Consider the following 19,265-nt stretch of genomic DNA (forward strand, 5'->3'; position numbering starts at 1 on the left):
GTCGCGAGTGTGATTTTGAAGTCACTGGGAATGAGAAATTTGTGAAGGTTAGCAGGCTCGTTGAAAACGGGTTAAATATCGGCACATTTTCTCTAACGTCGCTACCCTTACTTGACATTACGTCCCTAACGAAAAGCATAAAAAATGGAGTTTTCACGCCGAATTGTTATTACAGATGTCGTTATCGACGAAAAGTCTGTCGTAGACCTTATCGAGATTTGCCTCGAACAGCGCCCCACCCGCCGTGAAAACAAATGGGAACATCGCTTTAGTTGCGAAATAAGCTATTATGGCGGCTCAGAAGTTCGTTTTGATGAAAGCCCTCGAAAATTCACAGATTACTTTGATAAACCTGTGCAGGGATTGAGCCTTACAATCCAATCGCAGCTCAAGTCAGGTTCCCGTTTCATTTCTCTAGCCTTAAATCACGGCGAAGCCGGCTACAAAACAACAGCTATTAGCATCACTGGTGAAGATGAAAATTGGGTGAACAGCACATACACCCAACTTTCTGACTGGCTCAAACACACACCTTCGCAGTTTACTTGGATTAGCAAGAAGAGGTTTTGGCTTATTCAAGTATTAGCCCCGCCGTTTGGCTACATAATTTTCACGAAATTTTATTGGCTCACAAAATCCCTCGAAGGAGCGACTGTTTCAGCAGCTAAAGTAGCAGATGCTTCTTGGACCCCGGGGAGAATCACGATGCTGATCGCGACCATCTGGATAACAGGCATAGTGCCTGCCGCCATATTGTTGGATCAACTCAAAAGCTTATGGCCCAGTGTAGAGCTGAATCTCGGACCACGTCACTTACTCAAGCATATTTACGAACGAAAAAAGTGGGAGCTAATATCAGCCATGATTGTTCTTCCAGTGCTCGGTGGGTTCGTCTATGATATAGTTAAGTTAGCATTCGGCCTCTGAAAAAAATTAGACGTATAATGCTAAAATATTAATATATCACCCCACCGCTTCCACACACCTTCCGCACAGCGTCGGGTGTTCGGCATTCGCTCCCACGTCAGGGAGATACTTCCAGCAGCGGCCGCATTTGCAGTGGGAGGATTCCTGCACAGCGGCTGCGAGATCGCCGCCGCGGGTGATCTTGAGTTCGCTGAGGATGAGGAATTCGTGGAGGGTGGCGGGGTCATTGAAGACGGGGTGGTCGAAGCCTTCGGCTGGCAGGGTGAGGGCGACGGTGGCTTCAAGGTTGGAGCCGATCTTCTTTTCCTGGCGGGCTTTTTCGATGGCCTGCTGAATGACGCCACGGACTTTGAGCAGCTCGTTCACCGCGAGGGTGGCATCGCTGCCGGGGAAGGCGGGATTGGGCTGCGGGAAGGACTGCAGGTGCACGCTGTCGGTATGGCCGAGGTGCTCCCAGGCTTCGTCTGCGGTAAAGGCCAGGATGGGGGCCAGCAGGCGGCAGAGGGTCTCGGTGATCTCGCGGATGGCGGCCTGCGTGGCGATGCGGCGCGGGCTGCTGGCGGCGTCGCAGTACATGCGGTCCTTGGTGATGTCGATGTAGAGGGAGCTGAGGTCTCCGGTGATGAAGTTGTTGATGGTGCTGAAGACTTTGCGGAAGTCGTAGTGCGCGTAGGCGTCCACGCATTCCTTGGTCACGGCGTGCAGGCGCTCAAGGATCCATTTGTCCACGAGGGTGTAGGCGGGCGCAGCGGCTGTGGCGGCGGTGTTTTCGCCGCTGAGGTTGCCCAGCAGCACGCGCAGGGTGTTGCGGATGCGGCGGTAGTTTTCGCCGTTCTGCTTGAAGAGGTCTTCGGAGAAAGGCACCTCATTTTGGTAGTCCACACTGGCCACCCAGAGGCGCACCATGTCGGCGCCGTAGGTGTTGTAGTAGTGGTCGGCGGTCATGGGCTTGGCGTTTTTACCAGCGTTACCCTGGTCGCTCTTGCTGATCTTCTTGCCGCTGGTGTCCACGACGAAGCCGTGGGTGATCACCGCCTTGTACGGCGCGTGACCACGGGCGATGATGCTCATCATGAGGCTGCTCTGGAACCAGCCGCGATGCTGGTCGGTGGCCTCGATGTACATGTCTGCAGGGGCGTGCAGTTCGGGGTGCTGGTCCAGCACGGAGACGTGGGAGCAGCCGGAGTCGATCCAGACGTCGAGCGTGTCGTTACCACGCTTGGTGCCTGCGGGCAGGCCCACCTCCTCCGCCCACCAGGCGTCGTCTTTTTCAAACCAGAGATTGCTGCCGTGCAGGGCGATGATGACGGACACCTTGTTGATGATCTCGGGGTCCATGATGATCTCGCCACTGGCGGAGTAGAAGACGGGAAGCGGCACGCCCCAGGTGCGCTGGCGGCTGATGCACCAGTCCGGGCGGCTCTCCACCGTGCCGTAGATGCGGTTGCGTCCCCAGGCGGGCAGCCAGTGGACTTTGTCGATCTCGTAAAGAGCCTTGGCGCGAATGTCGTCCACCTTGATGAAGAACTGCTCCACCGCGCGGAAGATGATGGGGGTCTTGGAGCGCCAGCAGTGCGGGTACTGATGCACGTATTTTTCGTTGCCGAGGATCGCGCCCTTGGCGGTGAGGATTTCGATAATTCCCTCATTGCTCTGGAAGACGTGCTTGCCCACAAAGTCGGGCAGGCCGCACTCGGCTGTGTATTTGCCGTCGCCGTCCACAGGAGAAAGGATCTCCAGCCCGTGCTCGCGTCCGGCGTGGTAGTCGTCCGCACCATGGCCGGGGGCGATGTGCACGGCACCGGTGCCGGTGTCGTCGGTGACGAAGAGGGTGTTGATGACCTTCGACGTGCGCGGCAGGAAGGGGTGCTGGGCCTCGCAGCCATTGAGCGCGGTGCCTTTGAGCTCTTCATTGGCGTGCTCGGTGTTCAGCTTGAAGCCGGTGGCAGCACCGAAGGCCTCCACGCGCGACTTGGCGATGACGAGCTTTTCCACACGGCCATCCGCATGCGCGAAGGTGCCGCTGACGTAGTCAAAGGTGGGATGCAGCGCGATGGCGAGGTTGGCCGGGAGCGTCCAGGGTGTGGTGGTCCAGATGACGAGGGATGCACCGTCGCAGCCAGGAGGCGGATTGACGAGGGCAAACTTCACATACACCGCCGGAGAGGTCTTTTCCTTGTACTCCACCTCGGCTTCGGCCAAGGCGGTTTGTGCGCCGTAGCTCCAGAGCACAGGGCGCTTCATGCGGTACACAAGGCCCTGCTCCACGGCCTTGCCAAAGGTGCGCAGGATGCCGGCCTCATAGTCCGGATTGAGCGTGAGGTAGGGATTGTCCCAGTCGCCAAAAACGCCGAGGCGCTTGAAGCTGTTGCGCTGGATGTCGATGTACTTGCGGGCCTCGGCCTCGGAGCGCTGGCGCACCTCCACGGGAGTGAGACCGGCGGCGGATTTCACCACTTTGAACTCGATGGGCAGGCCGTGGCAGTCCCAGCCGGGCACAAAGGGCACGTGGAACCCGGCCATGTTCTTGGACTTCACGATGAGGTCCTTGAGGATTTTGTTCAGCGCGGTGCCCATGTGCACGTCGCCATTCGCAAAGGGGGGGCCGTCGTGCAGGATGTAGGTGGGGCGGCCTTTGGACTGCGCCACGATGCGCTGGTAGAGCTTTCCTTCCTGCCATTTGGCCAGGCGCTGCGGCTCCCGCGTGACGAGATCCGCCTTCATAGGGAAGTCGGTCTTCGGCAGGAGGACGGTGTCTTTGTAGTTCTTGGCAGTGTCAGGGGCGCTCATGGTCAGGGAAAAGGAGCGCGGAGCCTAGCGAGATGGGGGCGCGTGGCAAGGGGGGACACAAAGGTTGCAAGTTTCAGGTTTAAAGTTTCAAGTTGAACCCGGGAAACGGTTCAACGGCCATTTGCCCTCGTGCGCATGCGGCGTATCGCTTGGCACCACCATGTTTCCGACCCGTTTCCTGCTTCTCGCTGCCGCCGCCACACTGACCACCGCCCAGGCCCTGGAGGTGCGCGTGTCCCCTGCCCTCTCGCTTTCCCAGGCGCTGGAGCAGGTTCGCGCCGCGCGCAAAGCAGGTGACAGCTCACCCGCGACGATCCTGCTGCCTGCGGGCACGACGGAGCTGACGCAGCCGGTGCAGTTGGAGGCGCAGGATTCCAACCTGACCATCACGGGCAGCAAGAGCACGCTCATCGGCGCGCCGCTCGTCACCACCTGGGGGCCCGCCGCAGGCAATATTTTCAAGGCAGATGTCTCCAAGCTGGTGCCGAAAGGCTTCATCCCAAAGCAGCTCCTCTGCAACGGCGAGCGGCAGATCCTGGCGCGCCACCCGAACTTCGATGCTGCGGACCCTCTCTACGGCGGCTGGGCCTTTGTGGCGGAGTTTCCCCCCGCAGGCGCACCAGAGGGGCACCTGTGGAAACGCACCCTGTATGTGAAGCCCGAGGACGTGCGCAAGTGGGCGCACCCTGAGGACGTGGAGCTCGACATCTTCGCGCAATACGGCTGGTGGAATTTCGTCGAGCCGGTGGCCTCGCTGGATCCGCAGACACGCAAGCTCACGCTGAAAAAGGACTGCAGCTACGACCTGCACCCACACAACCGCTACCACTTCCAAAACGCCCTCGAAGAACTGGATGCGCCCGGCGAGTGGTACTACGATAAGCGCGAAGGCAGCCTCTACTTCATGCCGCCCGCAGGCAAGGATGTTTCCGATGTACGCCTGCCGGTGCTGGAGAGCTTTTTCAAAGTGAAGGCCGGGGCGAAAAACATCGCCATCCGAGGCCTCACACTCACCGGCTGCCACGGCAGCGCCATCATCTTTGAGCGCGCGGAGGACTGCGTGGTGGAGCGCTGCGTGATCACGCAGGTGGGCGCTTTCAACGGCAGCGGCGTGGGCGTGAGCGATGGCAAAAACGTGCGCGTGTCGCACTGTGAGATCAGCCACACCGGCAGCAACGGCATCAGCCTGAGCGGCGGCGACCGCAAGACACTCACCGGCCCCGGCCACGTGGCGGCGGACAATCACATCCACCACATGGGCGTCTTCAATAAAAACGCCTGCGGCATTTCCCTCTACGGCGTGGACAACACCGCCACGCACAACCACATCCACGACGGCCCGCGCATGGGCGTGCAGATGAGCGGCAACAATCTCGTGGTGGAGTACAACCACCTGCACCACCTCTGCCTCGAAACCCAGGACGGCGGCGCCATCTACACCGGCGGGCGGGATTGGATCAGCAGCCGCGGCAGCAAATGGCGCTACAATTTGATCCACGACGTCATCGGCTGCGGCCAGGAGTCCGGCGGGCTCAAGCACCCGTGGTTCACCTTTGGCCTCTACCCGGACGACAACAGCGGCGGCATCGACATCATCGGCAACATCGTCTATCGCGTGGCCCACACGCCCATCCACATGCACAACTCGCGCGACTGCATCGTGGAAAACAACATCTTCGCCCTCGGCGGCAAGTTCCAGTTTGACCTCCACGGCTGGACCAAGGACCAGCGCTTCTACACCGGCCACATCGAAACGATGATCAAGGGCTACGAATCCGTGATCGGCCAGCCCGCCTGGAAGCACATGCGCAACATGGACCTGCACCCGAAGGACGCCATCCGCGAAGACGGCACCATGATGAGCGGCAACAGCTTTCAGCATAACATCATGTTCAGCAACACCCCCGGCGTGAAGTATGGCGACATCCGCAATGCCTCGCCGAAGTACAACACTCTCGACTACAACCTCGCGTGGAATGGTGGAAACCCCATCGTCACCGGCATCAACCAGGTGGGGCCGGACAAAGGCGCGCCGCTGGTCACGGAGACCTTTGACAGCACCGAGCCCGGCAAAACACCCAAGGGCTGGGGCTTCAATCACAAACCAAACAAGGACGTGCAACTCGTCGTGGCCGATGGTGCGCTACGCGTGGACTGCGCCCTCGGCACACCGCCCAATCCCAAGAGCGTCTTTCACGGCCCTGATGTGCCCATCAAGCCCGGCGCAGCCTACCGCGTGCGGCTGCGCGTGAAGAGCACCGAGCCCACCGCCAAGATCGGCCTCGCCCTCGCCTCCTTCAAAAACGGAGAGGGCTACTGGCAGACCAGCAGCACCAGCATCACCGCCACGAATGAATGGAAGGAAGTCGAAGCCACCGGCCGCATGCTGCGCGAAAACGAAACCGGCTGGAAACCCTGGATGACCGCCTTCTGGCTGCGCGTGGATTGCCACGAGCCCCAAGGCCAGGTCTTCATCGACGACGTCCGCATCTTCGAAGCCGAGCCCCTGGACGAATGGTCCGCCTGGCAGAACGCCGGATGGGACAAACACAGCCTCGTGGCAGACCCGCTGTTTGAGGACTGGGAGAAGGATGACTTCCGTCTGAAGCCTGAGTCACCAGCGTTCAAGCTCGGCTTCAAGAAGATCCCGGTGGAGGAGATTGGGATTCGAGCGAAGTAAACCAATGAGCCTGGAAAGCATAACAGCGGCAGGAAATGTCGAGGTGCCTGCATATCTCGCCTTGCAGGAATTGGGGTTCGCCATTGATCGACGCTTTCTAGAAAACGGCACTGAAATGTGGGTCGCCACAAGCGACGCCTTCTTATTCTCTGCTCCATCTCCATTGGAACTCCTAGGCCTGTGTTTAATGAGACAAACTCGTGGACCTAATTGGAAAGCCGACAACAACCAGATAAACGGCTACTTATCTACATATTACCCCGCAGCGTTGGATGAATCTCAAGATGCTAATTCTTGACATCAAAATGTCCAGTCCTGTGCCTTTGGGCTTATTCTTCCTCGCTCCTGTATTTGCCACATCTCCACTCCGCTTCACTGTGAAGAAGCAAACGCCCCAATCCTCTTCCCCCACGTAATCTCGCATACCATGTCCCACTTCCTCCAATTCGACCGCACCGGAAATCCTGCCGAGGTTTTGCAGCTTCAGGAACGTGAGCTCACGCCGCCGACGGGGCATGAGGTGCGGGTGCGGATGAGGTATGCGCCGGTGAATCCGGCGGACCTGAATTTCATCGAGGGCACCTATGGCCGCCCGGCGCATCCGCCCAGCATTCCGGGGCACGAGGGCTGTGGCGAGGTGGAGGCGGTGGGAGACAAAGTCACCTCGCTGGAAAAAGGAGATGTCGTCATTCCGCTGCTAGGCACGGGCTGCTGGACGCAGCATCTCACCGCGCCGGAGCACCACTTTGCCAAGCTGCCGCCGCAGATCGACCAGGTGCAGGCCAGCATGCTGCGCATCAATCCGGTCACCGCCTGGGCACTGCTCAAGCACTACACCGACCTGCCCAAGGGCGCATGGGTGGCACAAAACGCGGCCAATTCAGGCGTCGGCCGCGCCTTCATCCAGCTCGCGAAGCACTTCGGCCTGCGCACTATCAACTTCGTCCGCCGTGCCGAGCTTTTCGATGAATTGAAATCGCTGGGCGCAGATGCCGTGCTGCTGGACACCGACGAGGGAGTGGCGGAGGCAAAGAAGATCGTGGGCTCCGAACCCGTGATGCTGGCCACCAATGCCGTGGGCGGCGACAGCGCGATTCATCTGATGGATCTTCTGAGTCCCGAGGGCATCCTCGTCACCTACGGGGCCATGAGCCGCCGCAGCATGAAGGTGCCAAACAAATTCCTCATCTTCAAAAACCTCCAGCTTCACGGGCTGTGGATCACCAAATGGTTTGAGAAGGCGAGCACGCCGGAGCTCTATGAGGTGCTCGAACCTCTCGCCACTCTCATCCAGTCCGGCGAACTCGTCACCGCCATCGATGAAATCGTGCCTCTGGCAGAGTTCGGTCGCGCCATCAAACGCGCCCAGGAAGGTGCGCGCGGCGGCAAGGTCATCCTCGATCTCGCATAACACGATGAACGTCCTCCTCACCAACGACGACGGCATCTCCGCCCCCGGACTGCAGGCTTTGGAAAATGCGATGCAGCAGCTTGGCTGGAACTATACCATCGTGGCTCCGGCCACGGAGCAGAGCCAGTGCGGGCACCGGGTGACGACACACCAGCCGCTGCAGGTGGAGTCACGCGGCGAGAACCGCCATGCCGTGCACGGCACGCCCGCCGACTGTGTGCGGCTGGCCTTGTTTGCACTGGACGTGAAGCCGGATCTCGTGCTTTCCGGCGTGAATGCCGGCGGCAACATGGGGCAGGACATCGTCATCTCCGGCACCGTGGCGGCCGCGCGTGAGGCTGCCTACCACGGCATCCGCTCCATGGCGCTGTCCCACTACATGATACGGGAGCTCAAAGTGGACTGGCAGCGCACCGCTGCGTGGATGGCTGAGATCGTGCGGGAGACGCACGCGCAGGAGCACCCGCAAAAAACGTTTTGGAACATCAACCTGCCACACCTCGCGGAAGACCAGCGCGAGCTGCCCCCACGCACGCTCTGCCACCCGGCACGCTCGCCGCTCAATGTCAGCTATCGCAAGGAGGCGCAGGGCTACGCCTACTCCGCGTCCTATGCCTCACGCCCGCGCGATCCGGGTTCAGACGTGGAGGCCTGCTTCAGCGGCAGAGTGTCCGTGTCGCTGCTGCATGTCTGATGCTTCCTATTTGGGGGTGTTTTGCATGCTCGTGACGAGCTGCTGCAGCTCTTTGGTGTTGGGGTGGTCTTCCCCCAGCTTGTTCTTCGCAGCAGCCAGCCCCTGCTCGGCCTCCTTTTTGGCCTCGGCGTATTTTTTCTGCATCGTCAGGCAGATGGCAAAGTGATAGCGGAAAGTCAGCGTGTCCGGGTGGTCCTCCCCGGGATTGCCGTCCATGAAGAGCAGCACTTTGCGGAATTCCTGCTCCGCCTCCGCCAGCTTGCCCTCCTCACGCAGGGTCATGGCCAGGGCACCCCGGGCCATGAGAGTCGGCTGCTTGTCCACACCGAGTATCCGCATGTCGATCTCCAGCACCTCCTTCAGCTCCTTTTCGGCCTCGGCGTATTTTTGTTCGTCTCCCAGCACCACGGCCAGATTGGTGCGGTTCAGCAGGGTGGCCGGGTGCTCGGCGCCGTACACCTTTTGCATTTCCTTCACCACAGCCCGGGTCTCCTGCTCCGCCTCCTTGTATTTGCGCAGCTGGTGCAGGGTCTCGGCCAGCGCGTTGTGCATGCGCAGAGTCTCCGGCTTTTCAGCGCCTGAGTACTTCACATGCCCCTCCCATGAAGCCCTAAACTCCGGCTCCGCCTCGGCCAGCTTTCCCTGCGCGCGCAGGCAGGTTCCCAGCGCCCCCTGGCACTCCGGCAGCAGTGCATTGCCAGGCCCAAAGTAGCTCTTGAACTCCTCAATGAGCGTGCGCAGCACTTTCTCCGCCTCCTCGTATTTGCCCGCCTGCATGTGCTCACGCACTGCGGCCTGCTGCTTCTTGAACTCCTCCGCTTTCTGCTTGAGCTCAGGCGGCAGCTTTTCGGGCAGCTTCGGTTCGGCCGGCGGCGTCTGCGCGGAGGCCTGGGGAACTGAGGCCGAAAGGAGTGCAGCTAAGAGGAAGACGATGATGGTTGACTTCATGGCAGGCCGCAAGAAAACGCCAAGTGCGCCGGATGTCTTGTGTTTTCAGCACACCGCCACACGAAACGCCACCGCACCTCAGGCAAACTGGGCAATCACCTGCGCCACCACAATGCGCAGCAGCATGGTCAGGGGATACACCGTGGCATAGGCCACCGCCGGTGAGTCGCACCTGGCCATGGTGGTGGCAAAGGCGAGAGCAGGAGGGTCCGTCATGCCGCCTGAAAGCAGGCCGCACAGTGTCATGAAGTTCACACGATGAACTTTGCGCGCAAAGAAGCCCACCAGCAGCAGCGGCAGCATGGTGACCAGCACGCCCAGCAGCACCCACTGCAGGCCCTGCATCGAAAAGACGGTGGCTGCAAAACGCTCGCCGGAGAGCAGTCCCACACTGGCCAGAAAGAGGATGATGCCGAGCTCCCGCAGGGCGCGGTTCGCATTCAGCGGCATGTGCATCACCATGGGCCCCAGGCGTCCCAGATGGCTCATGAGGATGGCCACCACCAGAGGCCCCCCGGCCAGCCCAAGCCGCACCGGGGCGGGCAGCCCCTCAATGTGCAGCGGAAAGAGGCCGAGCAGCACACCGAGAAGGATGCCGGCAAAAATGGAGGCAAACTTCGTCTCCTGCAGCACATGCACCTCATTGCCCAGGGTGCAGGTGGCGGCGTTGAGCGCGTCCTCATCTCCCACGAGCTGGAGCACATCACCAAACTGCAGCCTCAGATCCGGCAGAGCGGTGAAGATGAGATCGCCACGGCTCACGCGGGTGACGGTGACGCCGTGAAAGTGGTCGAGCCCCAGTTCGCGCACTGTTTTGCCCAGCAGCTTCTTGCGCGTCAGCACCACACGGCGGTAGGTGATGCGCCCCGGCGCTTTCATGAGGTTTTCAGGGCTTACGCTGCCAATCACCAGGCGAAACTGGTCCAGGTGCGGCTGCGTACCGACGGCCATGATCACATCCCCGACATGCAGCTTCGTCTCCGGTGTCGCGGCTGCCACCTCCACGGCTGCTGCTGGCCTGTGCCGTGAGATCACCACGCTGGTTTCCTGAATTCCCGGCACACTGGCGATGCGAACGCCTTCGAGATTCGGATTCTCCACCCGCAGGTTCATGCGTTGCAGGGGCTCGATGCCTGCGCCCTGCTCCTGCCGGAAGAGCTCCGCCTCCTGCGCCACGTCCACCTTGAAGAAAACGCGCAGCACAATGAGTGAAAAAATGATGCCCACGATCGCCAGTGGATAAGCCGCCGCGTAGGAGAGCGCCGGAAGGGTGATCATGTCTGGCGCGGCATGCGCAGACGCGAGCGCCTGCTGCGCAGCACCGAGCGCCGGAGTGTTGGTGGTGGCGCCTGCAAAGAGACCCGCCACGGCAGGCAGCGGCATCCCAAGGAACCAGCCGCCCACCATTGCCACCGCGCCCCCCAGCAGCACCAGGATGAGAGCATAGGCATTGAGCAGGCGGCCCTGACGCCGCAGCGAGGCAAAGAAGCCCGGCCCCATCTGCATGCCCAGCGCAAACACAAACAGCACGAGACCAAACTCCTTCAAAAAATGCGCCACTTCCGCCTGCGGCCGCAATCCACAATGCGCTGCGGCCAGCCCCGCAAAAAGCACCCCCGCCGTCCCCAGCTTGACCCCACGGAAACGGATATTTCCCAGACCGATGCCGCCGAGAATGACCATGCTGAAAACGAGCAGGTCTCCGGCCACGGGATTGTCCTGATGCAGTTGCTGAAGAAATGACATGTCTTTCTTCATAGGCATGTTTGATGCCAGAGGTGCAATCGCTTTGTGCGTCATTTTTGCGTTCGCATCATGCACCTGCTGGCATTCGCTGTGCCAGATTTGCCCGGCGCCGTTTTGTCCCGGCATCGCGGTGCGGTTCGTGCTTTATCGTCTGGCATGAACCCCAACACGCCCTCCCTCTATGAACGTCTCGGCGGTGAAGAAATGATCACCGCACTCATTCCTGCCTTCTATGTCCGTGTACTGGCAGATCCGGAGCTCGGGCACTTCTTCAAAAATACCGAGCTCGAAAAGCTTCACGCCATGCAGCGCGAGTTTTTTGTCATGGCCACCGGCGGACCGATCCAGTACAGCGGCCGTCCGCTGGCCCACACCCACCATGGCCGCGGCATCACCCGGCAGCATTTTGCACGTTTCACCGGCCATCTGGTGGAGACGCTGCTGGACATGAATGTGACCCGCGAGGAGGCGGACGAAGTCATCGACCGCATCAACGCCATGACCAACGAGATCACCGGCGCTTCCTACTGATTCGGCCGATGCGCCTGCTGCTGCTATTCCTCGGCCTTCTTTCAACCCTGCCGGCACAAGCCGACGAGTGGTGGGCGTGGTCGAACGTGGACTATTACCGCAGCCCCCCCTGGACCGGCAGCGTGTTCATGGGCAACTTTGCCGATGAAGTGGACGGCTCCTACGCGCAGATGGTGAGCCCGCGCGTGAAGTTTGCCGCTGCCAAATGGCTGGATCTTGGGCTGGGGCTTTCAATGTTCAGGCTCGAAAACCTCGCCACGCACGACCACTATGACCAGCTCCGCACTGAGCTGGAAATCAATCCACATTACGAGTTCAAGCAGGTGCGCGTGGACTGGCGCAACCGCATGGAGTGGCGCGAAAACCAGGGTGCCGCCTCAACGGCAAACCGCACCCGGCACCGCATGCAGCTCGCCTGGACGCTGCCTCAGCCGCTGGGCCCGCTGACACGCCTCTTTGCCAGCGATGAGTGCCTGATGGACCTGCACCTTCGCCGCCCCACAGAGAACCGCTTCATCCCGCTGGGAATCACCTTCAAGCTCACCGACTCGATGGACCTCGACCTCTTTTACATGATCGACTCCAAGCGCACCAAGACGACCTGGAAAAGCGAATCCGTGCTGGGAACGTATCTGCGGGTGCGGTTTTGAGAGCAGCGGTGTCTGGGGTACTGCGGGCAATGCTGCCCGCGAAGAGCGCGCGGATTCGGGCAGGATTGCCCGAGCTACTGCCAGCACTCGCGAGGTGCGTTTGGGAATCAGCAGACGCGCATGTCTCACCCGGGGTGTGCTGACCACTCCGCATTGGGTGTATCAGAACCTGAGGCTTTGCGTTGCCCCTGTGCCTGTCTGAAGCGTAGGGAGAGACATGCCCCTGCATTCCAACGCGCGCCTCTTTGTCTGGTTTCGCATCCTCTTCAACTGTCGCTTTTACTACCCGGTCTTCACCATCCTGTTTCTCGACCTGGGGCTGAGCATCGGCGAATTCGCGGCGCTGAATGTGGTCTGGGCGCTCACCAGCGTGGTGCTGGAGGTGCCGTCCGGCGCGCTGGCAGACCGCTTTGGCCGCAGGCCGCTGGTGGTGGCGGCAGGCGTGCTGATGGTTCTGGAGATGACGATGCTCTGCCTGATGCAGCCGGGGCACCATGACCTCGTGCTTTGGCTTTTTGTCATCAATCGAGTGCTCAGCGGCGCGGCCGAGGCCTGCGCCAGCGGTGCGGACGAGGCTCTGGCCTACGACTCCCTGCCGGAGGCGGAGCGCAGCACGCTGTGGCCGCAGATCATGGCGCGGCTTTCCCGCGGCATGGCGCTGGGCTTTGTGGTGTCATCCATTGTGGGATCGGTGCTGTATGATGCGCACAGCGTGGCAGGCGCGCTGCAGTTCCTGGGCCTGGATGTGGCGGTGGCCAAGACCACGACGATGAAGCTGCCGCTGCTGCTCTGCCTGGGCACTGCCGTGATCTGCCTGATGGTGACGCTCAGGATGACGGAGGCGCGCACGCCTGCGCCCAAGGCCCCGATGCTCCAGAGCATGCGGGAGGCGTGGGCCTCCATCTTGCACACCGGCGGCTGGATCTGGCGCACCAAGGCGGCCTTTGCCCTGATCGTTTTCGGACTGGTCTTCGACAGCGTGATCCGTCTGTTTCTGACCGTGGCGAGCAATTTCTACCGTCTTGTCGGGATCGAGGAAGGCTGGTATGGCGTGATCGGCACCGCAGTGTCCCTGCTCGGACTCGTGACGGCCGGCCTGATGGAAAAAAGCACCCGCGTCATGAATGTGCGGCAGAACTTCCTCTGGCTGGGGCTCGCGGTGTTTGGCGGCCTGATGGCGGCGGCTCACCCCATGGCAGGCTGGGCGGGCATCGCCATGGTCATGCCGCTCTTCCTGAGCATGCGCTTCCTGCAGTTCTTCCTCTCCCATTATCTCAATGAGATTGTGGACTCCGAGCAGCGCGCCACGGCGCTGAGCTTCCGCGGACTGACGATCAATCTGGCCTACGGCACCCTGACGCTGCTCTTTGGCTGGCAGACGGCCTGGGTGGGCGGACGGCTGCACCTCAGCGCGGACGACCCGCGCGTCTTTGCGGAGTCTCTCAAGCTCTGGCCCTGGTGGTTTGCAGGGACACTGATCTTGGCGGGTGGCTGGATGCTGCTGCGTGTTTTTCAGCCAGCCAAAAGAATCGTATTGAACAATTAGCCAGCATTCAACGTCATTAAGAATATTCGACAAATCTCTTCACTGGCAGCACACTTCTCCAACCATGAAAACGTCCTTTTTCATCCGCCTCTGTCTGGCTGTGATCGTCACCACCTTTTTCGTGCAATGCTCCTCAACCCCCAGGACTCGCATCGAGAAAAACCCGCAAATGTTTTCCAAATTGAGCAGCAAAGACCGCGAACTTGTGAGCCATGGACTGATCCGTGAAGGCATGACGCGGGATGCGGTGTTTCTCGCCTGGGGCCGGCCGGACAGTGTCTCCGTCGGGATCAATCGTGGCAAGGAAAGCGAAAACTGGACCTATGAAGGCCAGCGCCCTGTTCGCTCCATGAACATGGGCATGGGCTTTGGCTACGGTGGCTTTGGTTATGGCGGCTTCGGATACCCCGGCTTTGGTGGTTTCGGCCCCTATGGCTATGGCGGCTACCCCATGTGGGGCAGCGGCACTTCAGTGACCTACATTCCCTACACCGCTGGCACAGCCGACTTCGTCAACGGTCGGGTGGTGAGTTGGAAGTCAACCGCACGCTGAGCCTGCGCACCGCGCCTGCCGATGAGTGTGCCTGAAGAACATCTGGCCTCGCGCCGCAGCCTGAAATCCCGCGACACGCGCTGGGCGCATGCGCTGGCCGGATGGCTGGTGCGCTCCGGGGTGAGCCCCAATGCCATCTCGGTGCTGAGCGTGCTCTTTGCCGGCGGTGCCATGGCCTGCTTCATGGTGGCCGGAGACCAGAGCAGCACGGCGGGCATTCTTGGCGTCTGGCTGGGAGCCCTGGCCTGCATCCAGCTCCGGCTGCTGTGCAATCTCATGGACGGCATGGTGGCCGTGGAGGGTGGCAAGGGCTCGGCTGTGGGCGCGATTTTCAATGACGCCCCGGACCGCGTGGCGGATGTGCTCATCATGGTGGGGGCGGGCTACAGTGGCGCGGGAGATCCAGGGGTGGTAAAGCTCTTCCACGTCATACCCATGGGCTGGTGCTGTGCGGTGGTGTCTGTCTGGACAGCCTACATCCGCGTACTCGGAGCCTCCCTGACGGGCAAACACGACTTCCAAGGCCCCATGGCCAAGCAGCACCGCATGGCCGTGCTGTGCGGCGGCACCCTGATCGAGCTGACCCAGCACCTCATGGGCTGGGAGCGCTGGGGCATCCTAACGGCGCTGTCCCTGATCTTCTTTGGCGGGCTCTGGACCTGCTGGCAGCGGCTAGCCCTGCTGGCCCAGGCGCTCAGGGCCGGGGAAAAGCCCTCCGTCTGAGGTGCCCGGCTTTCGGCCGTTGAAATATTTCCTCCACCTCGTGCGTCCCTTCCCTGCCCCATGAAACATGCCTTCCTCCTGCTAGCCGCCCTCTTTTCACTCAGCCTCCACGCCGCAGACTTCCCCAAAGGCAGCCCGAAGTTTTCCACCACCTATGCGGGCGTGCTCAAAGCCGCCAAAGAAAACGGCAAGCCCATCATCCTGGTCTTTTCCGCCTCCTGGTGCGGCCCCTGCCAGCAAATGGTCAAAAACGTCTATCCCAGCAGCGAGGTCCAGCCTCTGCAGGACAAGTTTAACTGGGCCTATCTGGACATCGACGACGAAACGAACGGCAAACTCGCAGAAGGCTTCAAGGTGGACACCATTCCCCACCTCTTTTTCCTCGATGCTGCGGGCAAGACCACGCTGGATGACCTCAAGGACGTCACTCCGCCCAAGGACTTTGCCAAAAAGCTCCAAAGAGTCCTGAAGAAGACCGAGTGAGCACATACGCAGAGCGGCACCTGACCTCCAGCCCGGCAAGATTCCCCCGCACTGGCAGCCATCTCCAGCGCCCCCTGGCCACCTCCCTCAGAGAGGGGGCGGCGCATCGTCAAAAGTGACGTGAAAATCAAAGATTGATTTCAAACTCGATTTACCCCACAATAAGAGGTGTAAAAGGAAAGTTAATAATCAGCATATTGCTAATAACAATGCGCCACTACATCCGCCTGCTCCCCATCCTTTGCGCCTGTCTTTTGGCCTCATGCTCTTCCTCAGGCATCTTTAAGCACAGCACCCGCATCACCTCAGTCCGTACAACCGCCTACACCCATGGCGAGTCGGACCACATTGTTTACGGCGCAAAGACAGCAGTGGGAACCCAGCTTCGCTATGGCAACGTCCGCAGTGCCGCCGCCGACTGGTCCGTGTATCCCGTGGGCACCATTTTCCAGATCGAGGGGCTGCCGTACGTGTATCAGGTGGACGATTACGGTTCCGCCTTGGTAGGCACCAACACCATCGACCTATACAAGCCAGACAAGGCCACCATGAACGCCTGGGGCGTCCGCAATGTAAACATCCGTGTTCTGAAATGGGGTTCCTTCTCCAAGAGCCTGTCCATCATGAAACAGCGCACCGGCTACGAACACATCCGCCGCATGGTTGCTCGTATCGAAAGCAGTTCATAGGCCCCATCCTCCCCTCACCGATCTACTTCAGTGACCAAACAGGAGCGTGCGGACTACGTCCGGAATCGTCTGGGGCAGCTGTACCCCGCCCCTCCAGTCCCGCTGGACCATACGGATGCCTTCACCCTTCTGGTGGCCGTCCTGCTTTCCGCCCAGTGCACGGACATCAGGGTCAATCAGGTGACGCCCGCCCTGTTTCGCCTCGGCAGCACGCCAGCCGCACTGGCCGCCGCCCCGCTCGATCAGATCGAAGCCATCGTCCGCCCCTGCGGCCTGGGCCCCCAGAAAGCCAAGGCCATCAAAGAGCTCTCCCGAATTCTCGTGGATGAGCATCAAAGCCAGGTGCCCGCCTCCCTGGAGGCGCTGGAGAGGCTCCCCGGTGTGGGGCACAAAACCGCCCAGGTCGTGATGGCGCAGGCCTTTGGCATCCCCTCCTTTCCGGTGGACACTCACATCCACCGGCTGGCCCAGCGCTGGGGCCTGACCGATGGGAGGTCCGTGATTCAGACAGAGCGCGATCTGAAGCGCCTGTTTCCCGAAGAATCCTGGAACAAGCTGCACCTGCAGATCATCTTTTACGGCAGGGAGTTTTGCACCGCCCGCGGCTGTGACGGCACCGTCTGCGAGATTTGCCGCACCTGCTACGCCAAGCGCCGGAATCCAGTCAGCACCAAGAAGGCCTGAGCCAGTCGCTTGCAGGTCGAGAGCTTGTTTCGTGGCTCTGTGACATCTTCCCGGGGAATGAACAGTTCATTCCCCGTCAGACTACCAGCGCAGACGCAGGCTGGTGCGGAAGGCGCGGGTGGTATTGCCAAAATCTCCGCCGACACCGACGTCAAACATCGGCAGCACGCGGAAGTAGGAGGACAAATCCACCATCTTGCTGTCATACTTGTCCGCGCTGCTCACCGTCACGCCAGCCTGCAGTTCGAGCCAGTCCATCGGGGTAAAGCGCAAGGCAGGACGGACATAGATGGAGCCGTCGCTGAAGCTCACGGTGGTATCCTGGGCCTTCAGGCTGGCATACACCAGACCGGCCTCAGCCACAAACGTCAGCTTTTCATTGATCAAAGAGGTATGAAACCCGACGCCGGCCTGAATGCTGGCAAAGTCATAGTTTCCCTTTGTCACCCCCGTGACACTGCCACCGCCGCCACTGCCCCAGGAGGCACCAAACTTGAGGTACAGCGGATTGAACAGGGCCACCGTCAAGGTGCCTCCAATGGTGTTGGCTCCGGAAAGGTTGTTGGCCTTGGGAGCCACGTAGCGGTAGTAGGCTTCCAAATTGTTGAAATTCACCATGTTAGACCCTGGGCGCGCCCCATAGTTGGCTGCGCTGGCAGGCGGAGAACTGTAATTGCTCACTCCCTGCGGCGTGTAGGAAGACACCTGCCCAGGCGGGGGGGCAGAGGCATAAGGGTCCACGTAGGGCGGTGGTGCCGTCACATTGGACGAGATGGAAGATGGCGGCAGTGAATTAGGATAAGCAGGGACACTCGGCGGTGGCGGGCTGTAGCCCGCAGGCGTCGTCCCATAGCCTGGAGGAGGCGGTGGAATCCCCATGACTCCATATCCAGAGGGTTGACCCACAGCAGTTTGGCAAAGGGCCACGCCGACACAGAAAGCGTAAACTGAGATCCTTTTCATGAGAAGTGGGGCATCTATTGATTATTTAGATAAGTTAAATAATCTCTCAAACCAATGGATTCGGCAAATCTTTTTTTCAGTTTTGAGATTTCCAGTCACTAGAGAGAACTTGGATTTCCTCACTGAATGGAAAAGCGCGACCTAAGACTGGCCACATCCCGGCATGAGGACCTGCCAAATGGACCTCCGACGCTGCCTCCTGCCCGGTCTTTATTTCCTCAGCCAACGCGGTATCAAGACCAGCAGCGCCAGTCCCGCCGCCAAGCCAGCAATCAGCACTCCTTTGGAGCCTTTGACTGGCTCTTCTGGATTGATAGTCAGCAATTCAGGAACGGCCGCAGGGACGATCATTGAGCGGAGCTCTGGCGGCTGCGCGGGGATGGCCGCAACCGTTGGTGCTGATTTGGGATCGCTCGTTGCAGCAGCAGGCAAAGCCTTCTCCCAGTCCACATTGAGCAGGATGTCCCAGCCGGGGCTTTCGTTTTTGAGACGGCAGCCGCAGCGGCCCACGAGAAACATGCAGGCGTCCTCCAGCGAGGCATCATCCAGAATCTCCAGCGGCCAGGCACCGAGCACCCGGCCACGGCCAAACACCGCACCGGCAAAGCTGGTGGTGGCGGGATCAAAGGTGGCCTTGGGCCCGGCGATCATGCGCAGCAGCAGGGCCTCGGCGGGGTCGTCTCGTCGCAGGCGGAGGCTGGCAAACTTCAGCCGCAGGGGCGGGCCGGGGCCGAGCTGGCTGTCTGGGTCGTTGGGGTCCTGGATGGGCAGTGAGGCGACCTGTTCGAGGAATTTGAGCCGCTTCTCCACGCGCTCGGCTTCGGCGGTGTCCAGCGGCGAGCCGCTGTCGGCGATGACCCAGATGACGGAGTCGCCCGCCAGGAGCTGCTGCACGATCTTCTGGCGCGCGGGAGAGTCCAGCACGGCGGCGAGGCTGGAGGCGTCCAGCTTGCCGGACCACACCTGCTTTTCGTCATCGCCCCGGGAGTAGCGCAGCACGGTGTCTTTCAGTGCGGGGTCCTTGGCGGTGGCGAAGTCGAGGTTCGCCTTGCCATTGGCCCTCAACGGGCGCAGCAGGTCCTGCACCTCCGGTGTCTGCGAAACCGCCGCAGGCATGACGAGATGAAACTTGTCCGCCTCCCAGCGGTCCAGCGCAAAGCGGAACACCGGGATGGTGCAGGCGCAGGCGGCGCTGGTGCCGAGGGCGATGAGGAAAGTAGCAAGACGCATGTGTTCGTGGAAGTGCT

18 protein-coding genes are annotated in these 19,265 nt (G+C 60.7%); 13 read left to right on the forward strand and 5 right to left on the reverse strand.

Going from position 1 to position 19,265, the window contains the following annotated elements; all coding sequences use genetic code 11:
- Nucleotides 1–144: 144 nt before the first annotated feature.
- Nucleotides 145–927 (forward strand): hypothetical protein, encoded by a 783-nt coding sequence (locus ACZ5WW_RS02720; RefSeq protein ID WP_377169822.1) that lies wholly within the window; start codon nucleotides 145–147, stop codon nucleotides 925–927.
- Between the two features lie 36 nt (nucleotides 928–963).
- On the opposite strand, the gene ileS is transcribed toward ACZ5WW_RS02720, so the two are convergent.
- Complete coding sequence (gene ileS, locus ACZ5WW_RS02725; protein ID WP_377169824.1) at nucleotides 964–3,717, reverse strand: isoleucine--tRNA ligase; 2,754 nt, start codon at nucleotides 3,715–3,717, stop codon at nucleotides 964–966.
- Nucleotides 3,718–3,877: 160 nt separating this feature from the next.
- On the opposite strand from ileS, the gene ACZ5WW_RS02730 reads away from it, so the two are divergent.
- The 4 genes from ACZ5WW_RS02730 to surE all read left to right on the forward strand — a co-directional run bounded on the left by ACZ5WW_RS02730 (nucleotide 3,878) and on the right by surE (nucleotide 8,502).
- A complete protein-coding gene (locus ACZ5WW_RS02730; RefSeq protein ID WP_377169826.1) occupies nucleotides 3,878–6,397 on the forward strand; it encodes a right-handed parallel beta-helix repeat-containing protein in 2,520 nt (839 codons plus the stop codon).
- A 4-nt stretch (nucleotides 6,398–6,401) separates the two neighbouring features.
- Nucleotides 6,402–6,695, forward strand: a complete 294-nt coding sequence (locus ACZ5WW_RS02735) for a hypothetical protein (protein WP_377169828.1) — start codon at nucleotides 6,402–6,404, stop codon at nucleotides 6,693–6,695.
- A 129-nt stretch (nucleotides 6,696–6,824) separates the two neighbouring features.
- Nucleotides 6,825–7,808, forward strand: a complete 984-nt coding sequence (locus ACZ5WW_RS02740) for an MDR family NADPH-dependent oxidoreductase (RefSeq protein WP_377169831.1) — start codon at nucleotides 6,825–6,827, stop codon at nucleotides 7,806–7,808.
- Between the two features lie 4 nt (nucleotides 7,809–7,812).
- Complete coding sequence (gene surE / locus ACZ5WW_RS02745) at nucleotides 7,813–8,502, forward strand: 5'/3'-nucleotidase SurE (RefSeq protein ID WP_377169833.1); 690 nt, start codon at nucleotides 7,813–7,815, stop codon at nucleotides 8,500–8,502.
- A gap of 6 nt (nucleotides 8,503–8,508) precedes the next feature.
- On the opposite strand, the gene ACZ5WW_RS02750 is transcribed toward surE, so the two are convergent.
- Both ACZ5WW_RS02750 and ACZ5WW_RS02755 read right to left on the reverse strand, forming a co-directional pair.
- Nucleotides 8,509–9,450 carry a tetratricopeptide repeat protein gene (locus tag ACZ5WW_RS02750; RefSeq protein WP_377169835.1) on the reverse strand — a complete coding sequence of 314 codons (942 nt, stop codon included), beginning with the start codon at nucleotides 9,448–9,450 and terminating at the stop codon, nucleotides 8,509–8,511.
- A gap of 78 nt (nucleotides 9,451–9,528) precedes the next feature.
- Entirely contained in the window at nucleotides 9,529–11,196 is a 1,668-nt protein-coding gene (locus ACZ5WW_RS02755; RefSeq protein ID WP_377169837.1) for a putative transporter, read from the reverse strand.
- Nucleotides 11,197–11,352: 156 nt separating this feature from the next.
- Here ACZ5WW_RS02755 and ACZ5WW_RS02760 point away from each other — a divergent pair, with 156 nt between their 5' ends.
- The 8 genes from ACZ5WW_RS02760 to nth all read left to right on the forward strand — a co-directional run bounded on the left by ACZ5WW_RS02760 (nucleotide 11,353) and on the right by nth (nucleotide 17,055).
- A complete protein-coding gene (locus tag ACZ5WW_RS02760) occupies nucleotides 11,353–11,727 on the forward strand; it encodes a group I truncated hemoglobin (RefSeq protein WP_377169839.1) in 375 nt (124 codons plus the stop codon).
- An 8-nt stretch (nucleotides 11,728–11,735) separates the two neighbouring features.
- Entirely contained in the window at nucleotides 11,736–12,377 is a 642-nt protein-coding gene (locus ACZ5WW_RS02765) for a DUF2490 domain-containing protein (RefSeq protein WP_377169841.1), read from the forward strand.
- Nucleotides 12,378–12,594: 217 nt separating this feature from the next.
- Nucleotides 12,595–13,923 (forward strand): MFS transporter, encoded by a 1,329-nt coding sequence (locus ACZ5WW_RS02770; RefSeq protein WP_377169843.1) that lies wholly within the window; start codon nucleotides 12,595–12,597, stop codon nucleotides 13,921–13,923.
- A gap of 64 nt (nucleotides 13,924–13,987) precedes the next feature.
- Nucleotides 13,988–14,476, forward strand: a complete 489-nt coding sequence (locus ACZ5WW_RS02775; RefSeq protein WP_377169845.1) for a hypothetical protein — start codon at nucleotides 13,988–13,990, stop codon at nucleotides 14,474–14,476.
- A 21-nt stretch (nucleotides 14,477–14,497) separates the two neighbouring features.
- Entirely contained in the window at nucleotides 14,498–15,199 is a 702-nt protein-coding gene (locus ACZ5WW_RS02780) for a CDP-alcohol phosphatidyltransferase family protein (RefSeq protein ID WP_377169848.1), read from the forward strand.
- A gap of 60 nt (nucleotides 15,200–15,259) precedes the next feature.
- The gene (locus ACZ5WW_RS02785; RefSeq protein ID WP_377169850.1) at nucleotides 15,260–15,682 is read left to right on the forward strand and encodes a thioredoxin family protein; all 423 of its coding nucleotides are present in this window, start codon (nucleotides 15,260–15,262) and stop codon (nucleotides 15,680–15,682) included.
- A 209-nt stretch (nucleotides 15,683–15,891) separates the two neighbouring features.
- Nucleotides 15,892–16,371 (forward strand): 3D domain-containing protein, encoded by a 480-nt coding sequence (locus tag ACZ5WW_RS02790; protein ID WP_377169852.1) that lies wholly within the window; start codon nucleotides 15,892–15,894, stop codon nucleotides 16,369–16,371.
- Between the two features lie 30 nt (nucleotides 16,372–16,401).
- On the forward strand, nucleotides 16,402–17,055 hold the full coding sequence (gene nth / locus ACZ5WW_RS02795; protein ID WP_377169854.1) for an endonuclease III: 654 nt from the start codon (nucleotides 16,402–16,404) through the stop codon (nucleotides 17,053–17,055).
- A gap of 81 nt (nucleotides 17,056–17,136) precedes the next feature.
- Here the strand turns inward: nth and ACZ5WW_RS02800 are convergent, their stop codons facing one another.
- Nucleotides 17,137–17,934, reverse strand: coding sequence for a superantigen-like protein SSL4 (locus tag ACZ5WW_RS02800; RefSeq protein WP_377169856.1), 798 nt, complete (start codon nucleotides 17,932–17,934; stop codon nucleotides 17,137–17,139).
- 294 nt (nucleotides 17,935–18,228) lie between these two features.
- Nucleotides 18,229–19,248, reverse strand: coding sequence for a hypothetical protein (locus tag ACZ5WW_RS02805; RefSeq protein WP_377169858.1), 1,020 nt, complete (start codon nucleotides 19,246–19,248; stop codon nucleotides 18,229–18,231).
- Nucleotides 19,249–19,265 lie beyond the last annotated feature (17 nt).

It is taken from the genome of Prosthecobacter fluviatilis, assembly GCF_055388355.1.